At 35.6% G+C, this 12,934-nt stretch carries 12 protein-coding genes and 1 tRNA gene; 5 read left to right on the top strand and 8 right to left on the bottom strand.

The window, feature by feature from the left end; all coding sequences use genetic code 11:
* Window positions 1-57: 57 nt before the first annotated feature.
* Window positions 58-1,176 carry a peroxiredoxin family protein gene (locus PMI13_RS20640; RefSeq protein WP_007843468.1) on the top strand — a complete coding sequence of 373 codons (1,119 nt, stop codon included), beginning with the start codon at window positions 58-60 and terminating at the stop codon, window positions 1,174-1,176.
* A 95-nt stretch (window positions 1,177-1,271) separates the two neighbouring features.
* Here PMI13_RS20640 and PMI13_RS10565 read toward each other — a convergent pair.
* Window positions 1,272-1,344: transfer RNA gene (locus PMI13_RS10565), tRNA-Met, on the bottom strand.
* A 101-nt stretch (window positions 1,345-1,445) separates the two neighbouring features.
* On the opposite strand from PMI13_RS10565, the gene PMI13_RS10560 reads away from it, so the two are divergent.
* The 4 genes from PMI13_RS10560 to PMI13_RS10545 all read left to right on the top strand — a co-directional run bounded on the left by PMI13_RS10560 (window position 1,446) and on the right by PMI13_RS10545 (window position 4,124).
* Complete coding sequence (locus tag PMI13_RS10560) at window positions 1,446-2,057, top strand: L-threonylcarbamoyladenylate synthase (RefSeq protein ID WP_007843467.1); 612 nt, start codon at window positions 1,446-1,448, stop codon at window positions 2,055-2,057.
* An 82-nt stretch (window positions 2,058-2,139) separates the two neighbouring features.
* Window positions 2,140-2,898, top strand: a complete 759-nt coding sequence (yaaA, locus tag PMI13_RS10555) for a peroxide stress protein YaaA (RefSeq protein WP_007843465.1) — start codon at window positions 2,140-2,142, stop codon at window positions 2,896-2,898.
* Complete coding sequence (gene prmC / locus PMI13_RS10550; RefSeq protein WP_007843464.1) at window positions 2,899-3,750, top strand: peptide chain release factor N(5)-glutamine methyltransferase; 852 nt, start codon at window positions 2,899-2,901, stop codon at window positions 3,748-3,750. It begins immediately after the preceding gene.
* A gap of 14 nt (window positions 3,751-3,764) precedes the next feature.
* Window positions 3,765-4,124 (top strand): DUF4180 domain-containing protein, encoded by a 360-nt coding sequence (locus tag PMI13_RS10545; protein WP_007843462.1) that lies wholly within the window; start codon window positions 3,765-3,767, stop codon window positions 4,122-4,124.
* A gap of 5 nt (window positions 4,125-4,129) precedes the next feature.
* Here PMI13_RS10545 and PMI13_RS10540 read toward each other — a convergent pair whose 3' ends face one another.
* The 7 genes from PMI13_RS10540 to PMI13_RS10510 all read right to left on the bottom strand — a co-directional run bounded on the left by PMI13_RS10540 (window position 4,130) and on the right by PMI13_RS10510 (window position 12,823).
* Window positions 4,130-5,092 carry an NAD-dependent epimerase/dehydratase family protein gene (locus PMI13_RS10540; RefSeq protein WP_007843460.1) on the bottom strand — a complete coding sequence of 321 codons (963 nt, stop codon included), beginning with the start codon at window positions 5,090-5,092 and terminating at the stop codon, window positions 4,130-4,132.
* Complete coding sequence (locus tag PMI13_RS10535; RefSeq protein WP_007843458.1) at window positions 5,089-5,874, bottom strand: SDR family NAD(P)-dependent oxidoreductase; 786 nt, start codon at window positions 5,872-5,874, stop codon at window positions 5,089-5,091. The genes PMI13_RS10540 and PMI13_RS10535 overlap by 4 nt, the downstream gene beginning before the upstream one ends.
* A 146-nt stretch (window positions 5,875-6,020) precedes the next feature.
* Window positions 6,021-7,118, bottom strand: a complete 1,098-nt coding sequence (locus PMI13_RS10530; protein WP_007843456.1) for a helix-turn-helix domain-containing protein — start codon at window positions 7,116-7,118, stop codon at window positions 6,021-6,023.
* A 32-nt stretch (window positions 7,119-7,150) separates the two neighbouring features.
* Complete coding sequence (locus PMI13_RS10525) at window positions 7,151-7,792, bottom strand: rhomboid family intramembrane serine protease (protein ID WP_007843454.1); 642 nt, start codon at window positions 7,790-7,792, stop codon at window positions 7,151-7,153.
* A 6-nt stretch (window positions 7,793-7,798) separates the two neighbouring features.
* Window positions 7,799-10,384, bottom strand: a complete 2,586-nt coding sequence (locus PMI13_RS10520) for a DNA gyrase/topoisomerase IV subunit A (protein ID WP_007843452.1) — start codon at window positions 10,382-10,384, stop codon at window positions 7,799-7,801.
* Window positions 10,381-10,869 carry a hypothetical protein gene (locus tag PMI13_RS10515; RefSeq protein WP_007843451.1) on the bottom strand — a complete coding sequence of 163 codons (489 nt, stop codon included), beginning with the start codon at window positions 10,867-10,869 and terminating at the stop codon, window positions 10,381-10,383. Before PMI13_RS10515 ends, PMI13_RS10520 begins: the two co-directional genes overlap by 4 nt.
* Before the next feature lie 70 nt (window positions 10,870-10,939).
* Window positions 10,940-12,823: a DNA topoisomerase IV subunit B gene (locus PMI13_RS10510; RefSeq protein ID WP_007843449.1), complete on the bottom strand. Its 1,884-nt coding sequence runs from the start codon at window positions 12,821-12,823 to the stop codon at window positions 10,940-10,942.
* Window positions 12,824-12,934: the final 111 nt, after the last annotated feature.

Below are 12,934 nucleotides of genomic sequence, written 5' to 3'. Positions count from 1 at the left end.
TAAGGGAGGCTGTTAGATTCAACAGTCTTTCTTTGTAACTTTATTTAAAACTTTTGAATGAAACGAAATTTCTTTTTACTATTTAGTATTTTAATTTCTTTAAATACTTTTTCTCAAGGAAAAGTCATTGGAAAAGATATTAATGATAAGTATCAGAAAACATTGAGATTAATAAGTCTATATAATGAAAAGTATTATAAAAATTTTGCCGGAGATTCTTCAACAATAAATAGCGGACAATATATCTTTAATATTCCGGGTTATGGTAAAAGTATTCCTTTACCTTTTCGCTTCTTATTTAAAACTGAAAGAAATAAAGTATTTGACATTTCAGAGCTTTTTTACATTTCACACCACACAAATATTATAAAATTTGACTCGGAAACTAAAAAAATCATTCTTGATAAAAATGATAGTTCTTATCATGAGATAAATGATTACAATACCTATCTGTCCTCCTATTTATTTAAGAAAAATAAGATAGACAGTATACAGAATAATATTTATAAAAGAGATTATAAAGTTGGGCAACCTACAATCGACAGCTTGCAGGAGCTTTATGCAGTTCTTGACCGGCATGAGGATTCCTTATTATTAAATATGGCAAATAAAATCCCAAAATCTTACGTTTTATTCTGGAAAATAGTTGGGAAATTTGAATCGAAAGGATTTAAACAAGAGTATCTTAATATTTTCAATAACTTACACCCTACAATAAAAAAATCTTCTGTTGGATTAATTTTTGAGAACGATCTCAAAAAAGCAAAAAAAACTGCTTTAGGAAATACATTTCCCAATTTAAATTTTCAAAATAAAAAAATACTTTCAACTTTAGGAAAAAGCTATACTCTCATTGATTTTTGGTTTTCTTACTGTGCTCCTTGTTTAGAACAAATGCCTGCATATAGAGAAATCTATTCACAATATAAATATAGAGGATTTGAAATTGTAAACATCTCTACAGACAGAACAAAAGATCTGGGAAAATGGAAGAAGGTTATTCAGGAACAGCAGTTGAACTGGGTTCATTATTTAGATGAAAATGGAATAAAAGCAAAACATTATATGATAAATAAGTTTCCCAGTAATTTCCTCTTAGATTCTTCGGGGAAAATTATTAAAAAAGATATTTCTCCCGAAAAATTAAATATTTTTTTAAGTGAAAATATTAATTAGATTTTAAAGTTTTGATTGAGGACAATTTTTTCTGATCAGATTAATGCAGCAAAATAAAAAAAGAGAACCACAATGTGATTCTCTTTTTGCTTTAGTAGCGGGAACCGGACTCGAACCGATGACCTTCGGGTTATGAGCCCGACGAGCTACCTACTGCTCCATCCCGCGATATTGGATTGCAAATATACAACTATTTTTTATAATTCCTAATTTTTCTTTTAAATAAAGGACTTTTATGAAAACTATCTTATTATTTGTATCTTTGTTTTATGGCAAAGATATTAAGAATTTATCCGGAAAATCCACAGGAAAACCTTATCAATGAAGTCATTAAAACTTTAAATAACGGTGGGCTCATCATCTACCCGTCTGATACAGTATATGCTTTAGGTTGTAATATTTTTGACATCCGGGCTATGGAAAAACTGGCTCAGATGAAAAAAATCAAGTTGGAAAAGGCTCAGTTTTCTATAATCTGTAATGATCTCAGCCATCTTTCAGATTTTACAAGACCCATCGATACTTCGGTGTTCAGGTTTCTGAAAAGCCATCTTCCCGGTCCCTTTACATTTATTCTTGAAGCCAATAAAAATGTGCCTTTGGCATATAAAGGGCATAAAACAATTGGTATCCGTGTTCCTGACCATCCGATTCCGCAACTGATCGTTGAAAAACTCGGACATCCGATCGCTTCAACCTCCATTAAAGATGATGACGAGATCATCGAATATTCTACAGATCCGGAACTTATTGCTGAAAAATATGAGCATCTGGTAGATATTGTGATCGACTCAGGATATGGAGACAATATTGCCTCTACCATTGTTGATCTTAGTTCGGGAGAACCGGAAGTGATCAGACAGGGAAAAGGAATAGTTTAAATGCCAACAGTGAAAGATCTACCGTCAATTCTATAAGTGAACAGTTTAATTTAAACATCACATTTTATCAATTTTAATTTTTATGAAAATAATAACATCTCCGGCTAAATTAATGAATGTGGAAAACTCAACCGATCTGTTGAGATCTACCACTCCAAAATTCATTGAAGAGGCTGCATTTATACAATCTCATTTAAAACATAAATCTCCGAAATATCTTTCCGAATTAATGGAAATTTCGCCTAAACTGGCGGATGAAAACTGGGAAAGAAATCAAAAATGGAAATCAAAACCGGGCACAAAGGAATCGGCACCTGCTATGTTTGCTTTTACCGGCGAAGTTTACAGAGGACTGGATGCAAAAACACTGGATAAAAGTGCTGTGGACTATTTACAGAAAAACTACAGAATGCTTTCCGGGTTATATGGCCTCCTGAAACCATCAGATAAAGTAATGCTTTACAGACTGGAAATGGGCCGGCATTTTGAATTTGACCAATATAAAAACCTTTATGAGTTCTGGAGAGAAAAAATCACAGAGCAATTAAATTCCGAGATGAAAAAAAACGAAATCCTTCTTCATCTGGCAAGCAATGAATACGGAAAAGTAATCGACCGTAAGAAACTCAGGCATAAGGTAATTGATTTTGATTTCTATGAACTGAAAGACGGGAAATTAAAAACCATTGTAGTCTATACCAAGCATGCCAGAGGTTTAGTCGTGAGATTTTGTGCAGAAACCAATGCACAAACTTTAGATGATGTAAAAGCATTCAACTATGAAGGCTATCGGATTGATGAAGAAAAATCTACTGATACAAAACTGGTTTTTACAAGATAAATGACGATTTCAGAATTTAAACAATATTTCAAAACAGCACTTTCCGAAATCTATACAGAATCGGAAAGCTCTTTTTTATATTCTGTCTTTATACAAAAAATTGTAGGTTTGGATGCCTTTTATCAGAGAAGATTTGCTGATCAGGAATTACTGATCGATGATGAAAGCCGTCTTCAGCAAGTGATTTTAGAATTAAAAACCAACAAGCCTTATCAGCATATTTTAGGGGAAACCGACTTTTACGGAATGAAATTTTTCGTAGATGAAAATGTATTGATTCCAAGGCCGGAAACGGAAGAACTGTTGGAAATAGCCATCAAAAAGATTCAAAGATTAAGGCTTACCCACGAAAGCTTAAAAATTCTTGACATCGGAACCGGAAGCGGTGTAATTCCTTTGGTTTTAAAAAAACATTTTCCTGAAGCTGAGGTTTCATCTATTGATTTTTCTGAAAAAGCCCTGGAAACGGCAAAAAGGAATGCAGATTTTCATCAGCTGGATATTCATTTTATTCATAGGGACTATCTGAATTCTGAATTGACCGAAAATTATGATATTATTATTTCAAATCCACCCTATATCGGGATTGAAGAAGAAGCTGAAATTGCAGATTCTGTAAAGGAATTTGAACCTAAAATGGCACTCTTCTCTCCTACTTCCGATGCTTTGATATTTTACAGAAAAATTGCAGAAGACTCTAAAAAGCATCTCAATGAAAACGGATTTTTATTCTTAGAGATCAATCAAAAACTAGGTCCTGAAACTTTGGAGTTATACACCGGGCATTTTTCAGAAGCACAGCTGATCAAAGATTTATCTGAAAATGACAGGTTTATTTTCGGAATCAAATAAAATTTTATTTTCAAATGGAAATTAAAGCCCACATCATCAACAGCATCAATATCGCCGAAGCTGTTTCTGACCACCTGATTATCCAATCTGCCCAGGATGCCCTGGATCTTCTGGGCAATGCTTATTATCAGGGTTTTGACAGGGTCATCATTCATGAGAAAAATATAACCCCTGAATTTTTTGACCTGAAAACCAAACTGGCCGGTGAGATTCTTCAGAAATTCTCTAACTACCGGGTACGTTTGGCTATTGTCGGGGATTTCAGTAAATACCAAAGCAAAAGTATCAGAGATTTTGTTTTTGAAAGTAATAAAGCCCGGCATATTAATTTTGTTGAGACCACAGAAAAAGCTCTGGAAAGCTTATCCGTATAGATTTATCATCTGTTTTCAAAAAAATCCACGGCATCCTGTATTGCTTTTTCAATAGGCTTATATTGGACATCTAATTCATTCATTGACTTCCGGTTAGAATAAAAGTTCTCAATTCTCAAAGCTTTCATATTGACGGAGCTCATACCGCTTTTAATCTTTAATACTCTCAAAAAATCACCTACCCACCCCAGAAGAACCAATCCAAAACCAGGGATCGGAATCAATACCGGGCTTTGGCCAGTAATTTCATTGACCTTTTTGAAAAACTGTTTATAGGTTAGATTTTCATTAGCCAGGAGGTATTTTTCACCATTCTTTCCTTTTTCCATTGCATTTATTATTCCATTGGCTGCGTCTTCTACGTGAACGAAATTCTTTCCGCCCTTCGGGTAAAAAACAAACTTCTTTTTCCAGACCCAGAAAATAATTTTTCCGGAACTGGGCTTATAATCAAAAGGCCCGATCATAAAAGTCGGATTTAGAATAGTAACTTCTGTTGTTTTGTTGTTTTGTAAAAGGTAATTTTCTGTTTCAAGCTTAGTCCTGGCATAAAAAGATTGTGTAAAAGGATATTGCTGAGGCATACTTTCGTTTCCCGGTTCCTTCATACTGCCAAATCCTAATGTATTGGCTGTACTCACAAATAAAAATTTTCTGACTCCGGAAGATACAGCCTGTGAAAAAAGTTGGATAGAGGCTTCGTAATTTATCTTTTTGTAGTCATCATAGGAAAGAAGGTTCTGACGCGTTTCCGCAGCGATGTGAATGACACAGTCCACTTCTTTTAGATGAGATGAGAAATCAGAAAGCAAATCTCCTTCAATCAGCCGGAGGTGTTCATTTTCTTCACCCAGATAGCCGTTTTTCTTGCGCACCAGAGCAATAACAAAATAATCATCTTTTAATAATTTTATAACAACATTAGCGCCCAGAAGTCCTGTAATTCCGGTCACAAAAATTTTTTTCATGCTTCTATTTCTTTTTTTATCGCATTGGTCATCAGCGGAAGCTTAATCCATATGGGTAAGACTTTCATAACGAGCCAGCTTATCGGGTTTACCATGATCACCGAATCTTTTTTGAATAACTGATTGATGCAATAATGGGCTACTTTATTCGGATCCAAGAGCGTTAATTTACCTAAAAAACCTTGTTTTTCAATTCTTTTACAGACATCCGTATTGGTTTTCATGGCTCCCGGATTTACTACGCTTACAAATACACTGGTGTGTTTTAATTCTTCATGCAATCCTCTTGAAAAAGAATGAATAAAAGTTTTTGAGGCCGGATAAACCGTTTTAAAACCGATCGGCGAAAAGGCTGCCATACTGGAAACATTGAGAATATAAGCCTGAGGCTGTTCCAAAAGGTTCGGTAGCAGCTGATGAGTAATCAATGAAGTAGCAGTTACATTAACCTGTAAAATTGTATTGATATAATCCGGGCTTGCCTCCACAAATTTTCTTGTTCCTCCCAATCCTGCATTATTAATTAAAATATGAATTTTAAATGATGAATTCAACCAATCTGTTAGTTTTAAAACATTTTCATTTACGGAAAGATCAACTTCATAGTAATGGGTTTTCACCTGATAAGTTTCTGCAATTTCTTCACTTATCATTTTCAGGTTTTGATTGGGAAGACTTATCAGGATTACATTGATATTCTTTTTAGCCAGGCTTTCGGCAAATGCTTTTCCAAGTCCCTGACTTGCTCCTGTAACGACTGCATATGATTCTTTAGTATCCATAACACAAATTTTATGGTACAAAATTATCCCGTGAAAGCTCTTTTAATGTTCCGGATTATATGAGTGAACACATTTGAAAAGAACCCACAAAATAATACAAATCAGTAACTTACAATTAAAAAAAGTTAAATTTTATAAACCTGAACTTATTTTTTGAACTCAGAAGGAGTCTTACCCGTCAATTTTTTGAACGTGGTATTAAAGGAAGTTTTGGAATTGAATCCTGATTCGTAAGCAATGCCCAAAATTGAAAGCTTATTGTTGCTATTATCTTTTAATAATATCTTCGCATGCAGAATCCTGTATTCATTGACAAACTGGAAAAAGTTTTTCTGAAACCCGGAATTGATCACATAGGATAAATGATGGGTAGATACGGAAAGCAATTCTGAAAGCTTAATTAAATTGAGTTCGCTGTCGAGATAAGGTTTCTCTGATTCCATGATTTTTTCAAGCCCGGTTTTAATCCTCAGCAATTCTTCGTCGGAAATCAGTTTTCTTTTCACTTCTTCAGTTTCGGGATCTTCGTTAATGGAGATCAGCTCTTCCCGCTGTTTTTCTTCAACCGGATAAATTTCCTTTTGCTTTAAAGAATAATAAGCAACACTGTAAATAACCAGCAAGAAGGCAATATTAATAAAGACATTTAACGAGTTTGAATTGTAAGAAAGATTATAAATAATATATATAATATTAATAACGAAGATAATGATGATGATATATTCCAGCCAGTTCAGGTTAATTCCTTCTGTATTGGCCGAAAACTGCTGAATCCTTTTCTGGTGTTTCCTTATCGTAATGTATGACAATCCTGTGTAAAATAGGGCCTGGAAAAGAATCAACCCGATGAATATGAGTTCGGAAATATTTTTATTCCCGATCCCAAAGCGCTCTAATAAGAGATTAATGAGAAAGATTACGGGAAGAATCAGGTATTTAAGATCTGACAACTTAAACTTAAATGCAGGATTGGTGTAGAACAATACACTGAAAAAAAACAGGATCGGTGTTAAAAACTGGATCAGCCGAACGGAAAGGATAGAATGGATTTCCACAGGAGAACCTTTGACCAATGAAAGCACCTCATCGAGCCAGAAAGATGACCACAGAAACAGGAACATCCCGAACCAGAAATTGGCTTTCCGGTTTACCCGGAGTGCGTTGGCCAGTTTCAGCAGAGAAAGCAAAACCAATGAACCATAGATAAGTACCACGATAAAACGGTTTAACTCTGATGTGTTCATTGATTTTAATATTTTGGTTAAAGATAGCTTTTTTAGCCTATTTTTTTCCGTATAAAAATCTGATAACTTAAATAGATTAGCGGAAGCGACATAACTCCTAAAAAGTATAAATTACTTATTGCCAATTGAGGGTGCAGGACAATTGAATAAACCAAACCAAAAAATGCCCCCCCCAGATGAGCTGAATGTCCTAAATTATCCCATTGTTTTGGATTTAACATCATATAAACTGAATATCCAAAATATAAGGTCCCGAAAATCCATCCTGGTAAAAAGTTTACACTAATTTCATTAGGAGCCATTGCTATTGAGGCAAAAATAATCCCAGAAACGGCACCTGATGCTCCAATAGCAGAATACCATGGTTGTTTTTTATAAATTAAAAGGCTAAATAAATTTCCAAGAATCATTGATCCGAAATAGATAATCAGAAAACCAATATTCCCAAAAAAATATATTACCACCCCTTGAAAAAAATAAAGAGATAACATATTGAAAAACAAATGCATAAAATCTGCATGAAGAAATGCAGAACTAATCAATCTAATATACTCCTTTCGGCCAGTAATTGCACCAACATTAAATTTATATTTTTCAAATAAACTTGTATTATTAAATCCCATGTAGCTAATGATACATGTAACAGCAATAATTATTAAGACAACTGCATTCATATTTTTTTAATTTTCAGGTTCCCCGCCATCAAATAAGTCTCCAATTACTCCACCTTCATCATCAGTTCCTTCAAAAGGTTCCGGATCTTCGTACACTTCAGGTTCTTCTTCTACAGGCTCAGGAATGGTAATATTGATCGCTTTTACTTTAAATTTCGTGAACTGGTTACCAATGGCTTTTATCCCTTTTACAGCGATAAATTCATCGATGTTTACCATTTCAGGATCGCGGTCTTTTCCTTTGTCTTTTGCAAAAATAATTTCTGCAGTAGAGCCGTCAGCAACCAGTACATTTTCAATAAATGATTTTGGATGTTCCGAAGGCATAAAAGTTTGCGGATTGGTATTATTTTCCAGCAGGAATCTTTTGATAAAATAAATTTCTTTTTCGCCATCGTAATAGATGCAGGTTACGGGCTGATCTGGTCTCCATTTTTCAAGGATCAGATATTCATCGTCAAAACGGTTTCCAAGATCAAAACTGACCAGTTTGGCTTCTCCCTGGGTATTGATTGTTAAAATTTTATCATCTCCCTTGAAATTGCCCAGTAACGTTCCTCTGCCATCAGCATTCAGTCTTCTCACAGTATCATCAAACCAGATTCTTCTCGGAGCCAGTGTGGAAACTCCTTCTTCTTTCAGGTCTACTTTTTTCACTGAGTATTTGGTCACCAGATTTCCTTTGGAATCACGGCCTTTAATTGCTAATTCAGAGAAATCGATATCCATTTTATTTTTCCGGATTCTCGGGTTGGGTTTTAAGAGAACACTTACCGTTTCCGCTTCACCATTCGGATTGGCAGAAAAATAAAGCATTTCGGAGCCCTTTTTATCGGAAGCCAGAGGATAATCAGTGTTTCTTGTTACTCCGGTTACGGAAAAACGTTTCATATAATACGGACCTTCCTTACCTTCACGGTAGATCATATTGTAAACGGTTCTCTTATCATTTTTCTTCCATACGGCTACATGCAGGAGATCTTTCCCGATAAATGTTTTGGCCTCTACTTTTACGACCTTCATACTTCCGTCTTTTCTGAAAGTAATAATATCGTCGATATCAGAACAATCAAATAAATACTGGTCTTTTTTCAGGGAAGTCCCTACGAAGCCTTCTTCAAAATTGGCATAGAACTTTTCGTTCGCAACAGCCACTTTGGTTGCATCAATCGTGTCAAAAATTCTGAGCTCAGTTTTTCTTTGCCTGTCTTTTCCGTATTTTTTCTGGATATTCAGATAATAATCAATCGCATAAGTAATAAGATTGCCCAGATGATGTTTTACCTGTTCTATTTTACCTTCAAGGGCTGCAATATTTTCTTTAAACTTATCTAAATCAAATCTTGAAATCCTCTTGATTCTGATCTCAGTTAACCTCAGGATATCCTCTTCCGTCACTGCCCTCAGCAAATGTCCGGTGTGAGGCTTCAATCCTTTATCGATCATCTTTATCACTTCTTCCCAAGTTTCCACTTCTTCAATATCGTGATAGATCCTGTTTTCGATAAAGATTCTTTCTAATGATGAAAAATGCCAGTTTTCCTGTAATTCATGGAGTTCAATTTCGAGTTCTTTCTTTAATAATGAAACTGTATGATCCGTATTCATTCTTAAGATTTCAGAAACATTCAGGAACATCGGTTTGTCTCCTACAATTACACAGGCATTCGGTGAAATCGTTACCTGGCAGTCTGTAAAGGCATATAATGCATCAATGGTTTTATCCGGTGAAACGTCATTATGAAGGTGAATCAGAATTTCAACAGTGTCTGAGGTATTATCTTCAATTTTTTTGATTTTGATCTTCCCTCTTTCATTGGCTTTCAGGATCGAATCAATCAGGTCGCTTGTTGTTTTGGAAAAAGGCAGTTCAGAAATAACCAGGGTATGTTTGTCCATATGGGTTATTCTGGCTCTGGCTCTTACTTTTCCACCTCTTTGACCGTCATTGTATTCTGAAACATCCAGGTATCCTGCGGTAAGGAAATCAGGGAATAATTCAAACTTTTTGCCTTTCAGATAGGCAACAGATGCATTGATTAATTCATTAAAATTATGCGGAAGTATTTTGGTAGAAAGTCCGACCCCAATCCCTTCAACTCCCTGCGCCAGAAGCAAAGGAAATTTTACCGGCAAGTCGATGGGCTCATTATTTCTTCCGTCATAGGATTTTGCCCACTCTGTAGTTTTAGGATTGAAAACAACCTCCAGAGCAAAGGGGGTCAGTCTTGCTTCAATATATCTTGCAGCAGCAGCAGAGTCTCCGGTATAAACATTTCCCCAGTTTCCCTGGGTATCTATTAACAGCTCTTTCTGCCCGATCTGCACCATTGCATCTGTAATGGAAGCATCACCGTGAGGGTGATATTTCATGGTGTTTCCTACAATATTGGCCACTTTATTATACCGGCCGTCTTCCAGCTCCCGCATGGAATGCATAATTCTCCGCTGAACCGGTTTAAGGCCATCATAAACAGACGGAATTGCCCTGTCTAAAATAACGTAAGAAGCATAATCAAGGAACCAGTCTTTGTAAAGTCCGGATACTTTTTTTAAGCTTTCCCCTTCATGCGAATTTTCGTCTGTTATCATTTGTTATTCAATAGTTTTTTCTCGTTATTGGCTTTCACAACTTTATTTAATGAGAATTTTAAATCGTTTACTTCTTTCTTGGTCAGGTAAGAAATTTCGTATTTCAACATTGTTGAGCCGGAATTTTTACTTGAAATTGTGATATACAGTCTTTTAAAAAAAAGGAGCTGTACTATTTCATACTTTAATAGTTTGTATTTTGGAAACTCATCACTTAAAGGTCTATCCAGAAAAGGTATGATATTCCTGTTTTTAAAGTTAAGCGCTTCCCCGTCACTATCATATTCAAAAATCTGTCTTCCGCTAAGGTAAAAAATACCCAACAGAACAACGGGAATAATAATTAACAAATAGCTTTCCTGCCCTAAAATATTAAACCTGGATTCTTCTAAGAAAAAGCCGGTGATTCCACCTGCAAGTATCATAAACAATAAGGTATTAATAAAATTGTACACCGAAGCTTTGTTACGGTTACTTAGTCTCATACTTATCTGTGTTTGGTTTATCTGAGTTTTTTGGTTACTACTGGTTCTTAGTTTTAGTTTTAATTTATATTTAATTTTCTACTTCATTCAGAATTTCCCTTTTATCAATATCGGGGTCTTCTACTACGAGGTTCTCAAGAATAAACACCTGCCTGTCCGGTGTATTTTTCCCCATATAGAATTCCAGAAGCTGGTCTATGGTCTGGTCTTTCCCTACTACTACAGGTTCAAGGCGGATATCCTTGCCGATAAAATGCTTAAATTCATCAGGTGAAATCTCTCCCAATCCTTTAAAGCGGGTAATTTCCGGATTTCTTCCTAAATCATTCAACGCTTTTAACCTTTCTGCTTCCGAGTAGCAATACCTGGTTTCTTTTTTATTTCTTACCCTGAACAAAGGTGTTTGAAGGATATATAAATGTCCGTTCTTGATCAGATCAGGGAAAAACTGTAAAAAAAATGTAATCATTAAAAGACGGATGTGCATTCCATCAACATCGGCATCGGTAGCAATGATCACCTGGTTGTATCTTAAATCTTCAAGGCTTTCTTCGATATTTAAAGCGGCTTGCAGCAAGTTGAATTCCTCATTTTCATACACCACTTTTTTGGTTAGCCCATAACAGTTCAACGGCTTACCTTTTAATGAGAATACAGCCTGTGTTTCTACATCTCTTGATTTTGTGATAGATCCGGATGCAGAATCTCCCTCGGTAATAAAGATTTGTGTATCCCCTTTTCTTTCCGCCTTCTGGTCGTTATAATGCTGTCTGCAATCGCGGAGTTTTTTATTATGAAGGGATACTTTTTTTGCCCTTTCTCTTGCCAGTTTCTGAATTCCGGAAAGCTCTTTTCTTTCTCTTTCGGAAATGAGGATCTTTCTTTGAATTGCTTCGGCAATTTCAGGGTTTTTATGCAGGAAATTATCAAGTTTGCTTTTCAGAAAATCAATAATGAAAGTCCTTACAGTAGGCCCGTTGGGTCCCATATCGTTAGAGCCAAGCTTTGTTTTGGTCTGGGATTCAAAAACAGGTTCTTCTACATTGATAGAGATGGCTGCAATAATCGATTTCCTGATATCCGATGCATCAAAACTTTTATTGAAAAACTCACGGATTGTCTTTACATATGCTTCCCGGAAAGCATTAAGATGCGTTCCTCCCTGTGTTGTATTCTGACCGTTTACGAATGAAAAGTATGTTTCGGTCTGGGATTTATCCGAATGGGTAATGGCAAGCTCAATATCAGTATCTTTTAAGTGTACGATCGGATAAAGAATCTCGCTTTCCAATTCTTCTTCCAATAAATCTTTAAGACCATTTTCCGAATAATAAGTTTCCCCGTTGAAAATAATTTTCAATCCCGGATTCAGGTATGCATAGTTCCGGAGCATTCTTTCGATATACTCTTTCCGGTATTTGAAATGAAGGAAAATTTCCCCATCCGGGATAAAGGAGATTTCTGTCCCGTTTCTGTCTGAAGTTTCTTTTTCTTCATGATTTTCCGAAATCATTCCACGTGAGAATTCCGCAACTTTCATCCTTCCTTCCCGGAAAGATCTTACCCGGAAATAGTCTGAAAGTGCATTAACCGCTTTTGTACCAACACCATTCAGACCCACAGATTTCTTGAAGGCCTTGCTGTCGTACTTTCCACCGGTATTCATTTTGGATACGGCATCCACTACTTTTCCCAGCGGAATTCCACGACCGAAATCCCGGATCGTAACTTTACCGTCGTCGACTTTGATTTCAATTCTTTTACCTGCCTTCATCCTGAACTCATCGATGGAGTTGTCAAGAATTTCTTTAAGTAAAATATAAATACCATCATCAGCAGACGAGCCGTCTCCCAGTTTCCCGATATACATACCGGGGCGTAAACGGATGTGCTCCTGCCAGTCGAGGGTTCTGATATTATCTTCGGAATAGATTGGATTTGTTTCTTGTGACATATGTTATTTCAGCAAACATACAAAAATACGAAATTGAACAAAATTATCCGATTTTTTTTAATTCATTTTTATCGATATTTATCCATATTATGTTGTATTATTATTAATCAA

Origin of the sequence: Chryseobacterium populi, from assembly GCF_000282115.1 — a bacterium.
Classification (GTDB): Bacteria; Bacteroidota; Bacteroidia; order Flavobacteriales; family Weeksellaceae; genus Chryseobacterium; species Chryseobacterium populi.
This window is presented reverse-complemented; position numbering and strand designations above follow the sequence as displayed.

Bases quoted from the DNA above. Each gene is read 5' to 3' on its own strand.
- PMI13_RS20640 (WP_007843468.1), top strand. From the start codon at position 58: ATGAAACGAAATTTCTTTTTACTATTTAGTATTTTAATTTCTTTAAAT.
- PMI13_RS10560 (WP_007843467.1), top strand. From the start codon at position 1,446: ATGGCAAAGATATTAAGAATTTATCCGGAAAATCCACAGGAAAACCTT.
- yaaA (WP_007843465.1), top strand. From the start codon at position 2,140: ATGAAAATAATAACATCTCCGGCTAAATTAATGAATGTGGAAAACTCA.
- prmC (WP_007843464.1), top strand. From the start codon at position 2,899: ATGACGATTTCAGAATTTAAACAATATTTCAAAACAGCACTTTCCGAA.
- PMI13_RS10545 (WP_007843462.1), top strand. From the start codon at position 3,765: ATGGAAATTAAAGCCCACATCATCAACAGCATCAATATCGCCGAAGCT.
- PMI13_RS10540 (WP_007843460.1), bottom strand. From the start codon at position 5,092: ATGAAAAAAATTTTTGTGACCGGAATTACAGGACTTCTGGGCGCTAAT.
- PMI13_RS10535 (WP_007843458.1), bottom strand. From the start codon at position 5,874: ATGGATACTAAAGAATCATATGCAGTCGTTACAGGAGCAAGTCAGGGA.
- PMI13_RS10530 (WP_007843456.1), bottom strand. From the start codon at position 7,118: ATGAACACATCAGAGTTAAACCGTTTTATCGTGGTACTTATCTATGGT.
- PMI13_RS10525 (WP_007843454.1), bottom strand. From the start codon at position 7,792: ATGAATGCAGTTGTCTTAATAATTATTGCTGTTACATGTATCATTAGC.
- PMI13_RS10520 (WP_007843452.1), bottom strand. From the start codon at position 10,384: ATGATAACAGACGAAAATTCGCATGAAGGGGAAAGCTTAAAAAAAGTA.
- PMI13_RS10515 (WP_007843451.1), bottom strand. From the start codon at position 10,869: ATGAGACTAAGTAACCGTAACAAAGCTTCGGTGTACAATTTTATTAAT.
- PMI13_RS10510 (WP_007843449.1), bottom strand. From the start codon at position 12,823: ATGTCACAAGAAACAAATCCAATCTATTCCGAAGATAATATCAGAACC.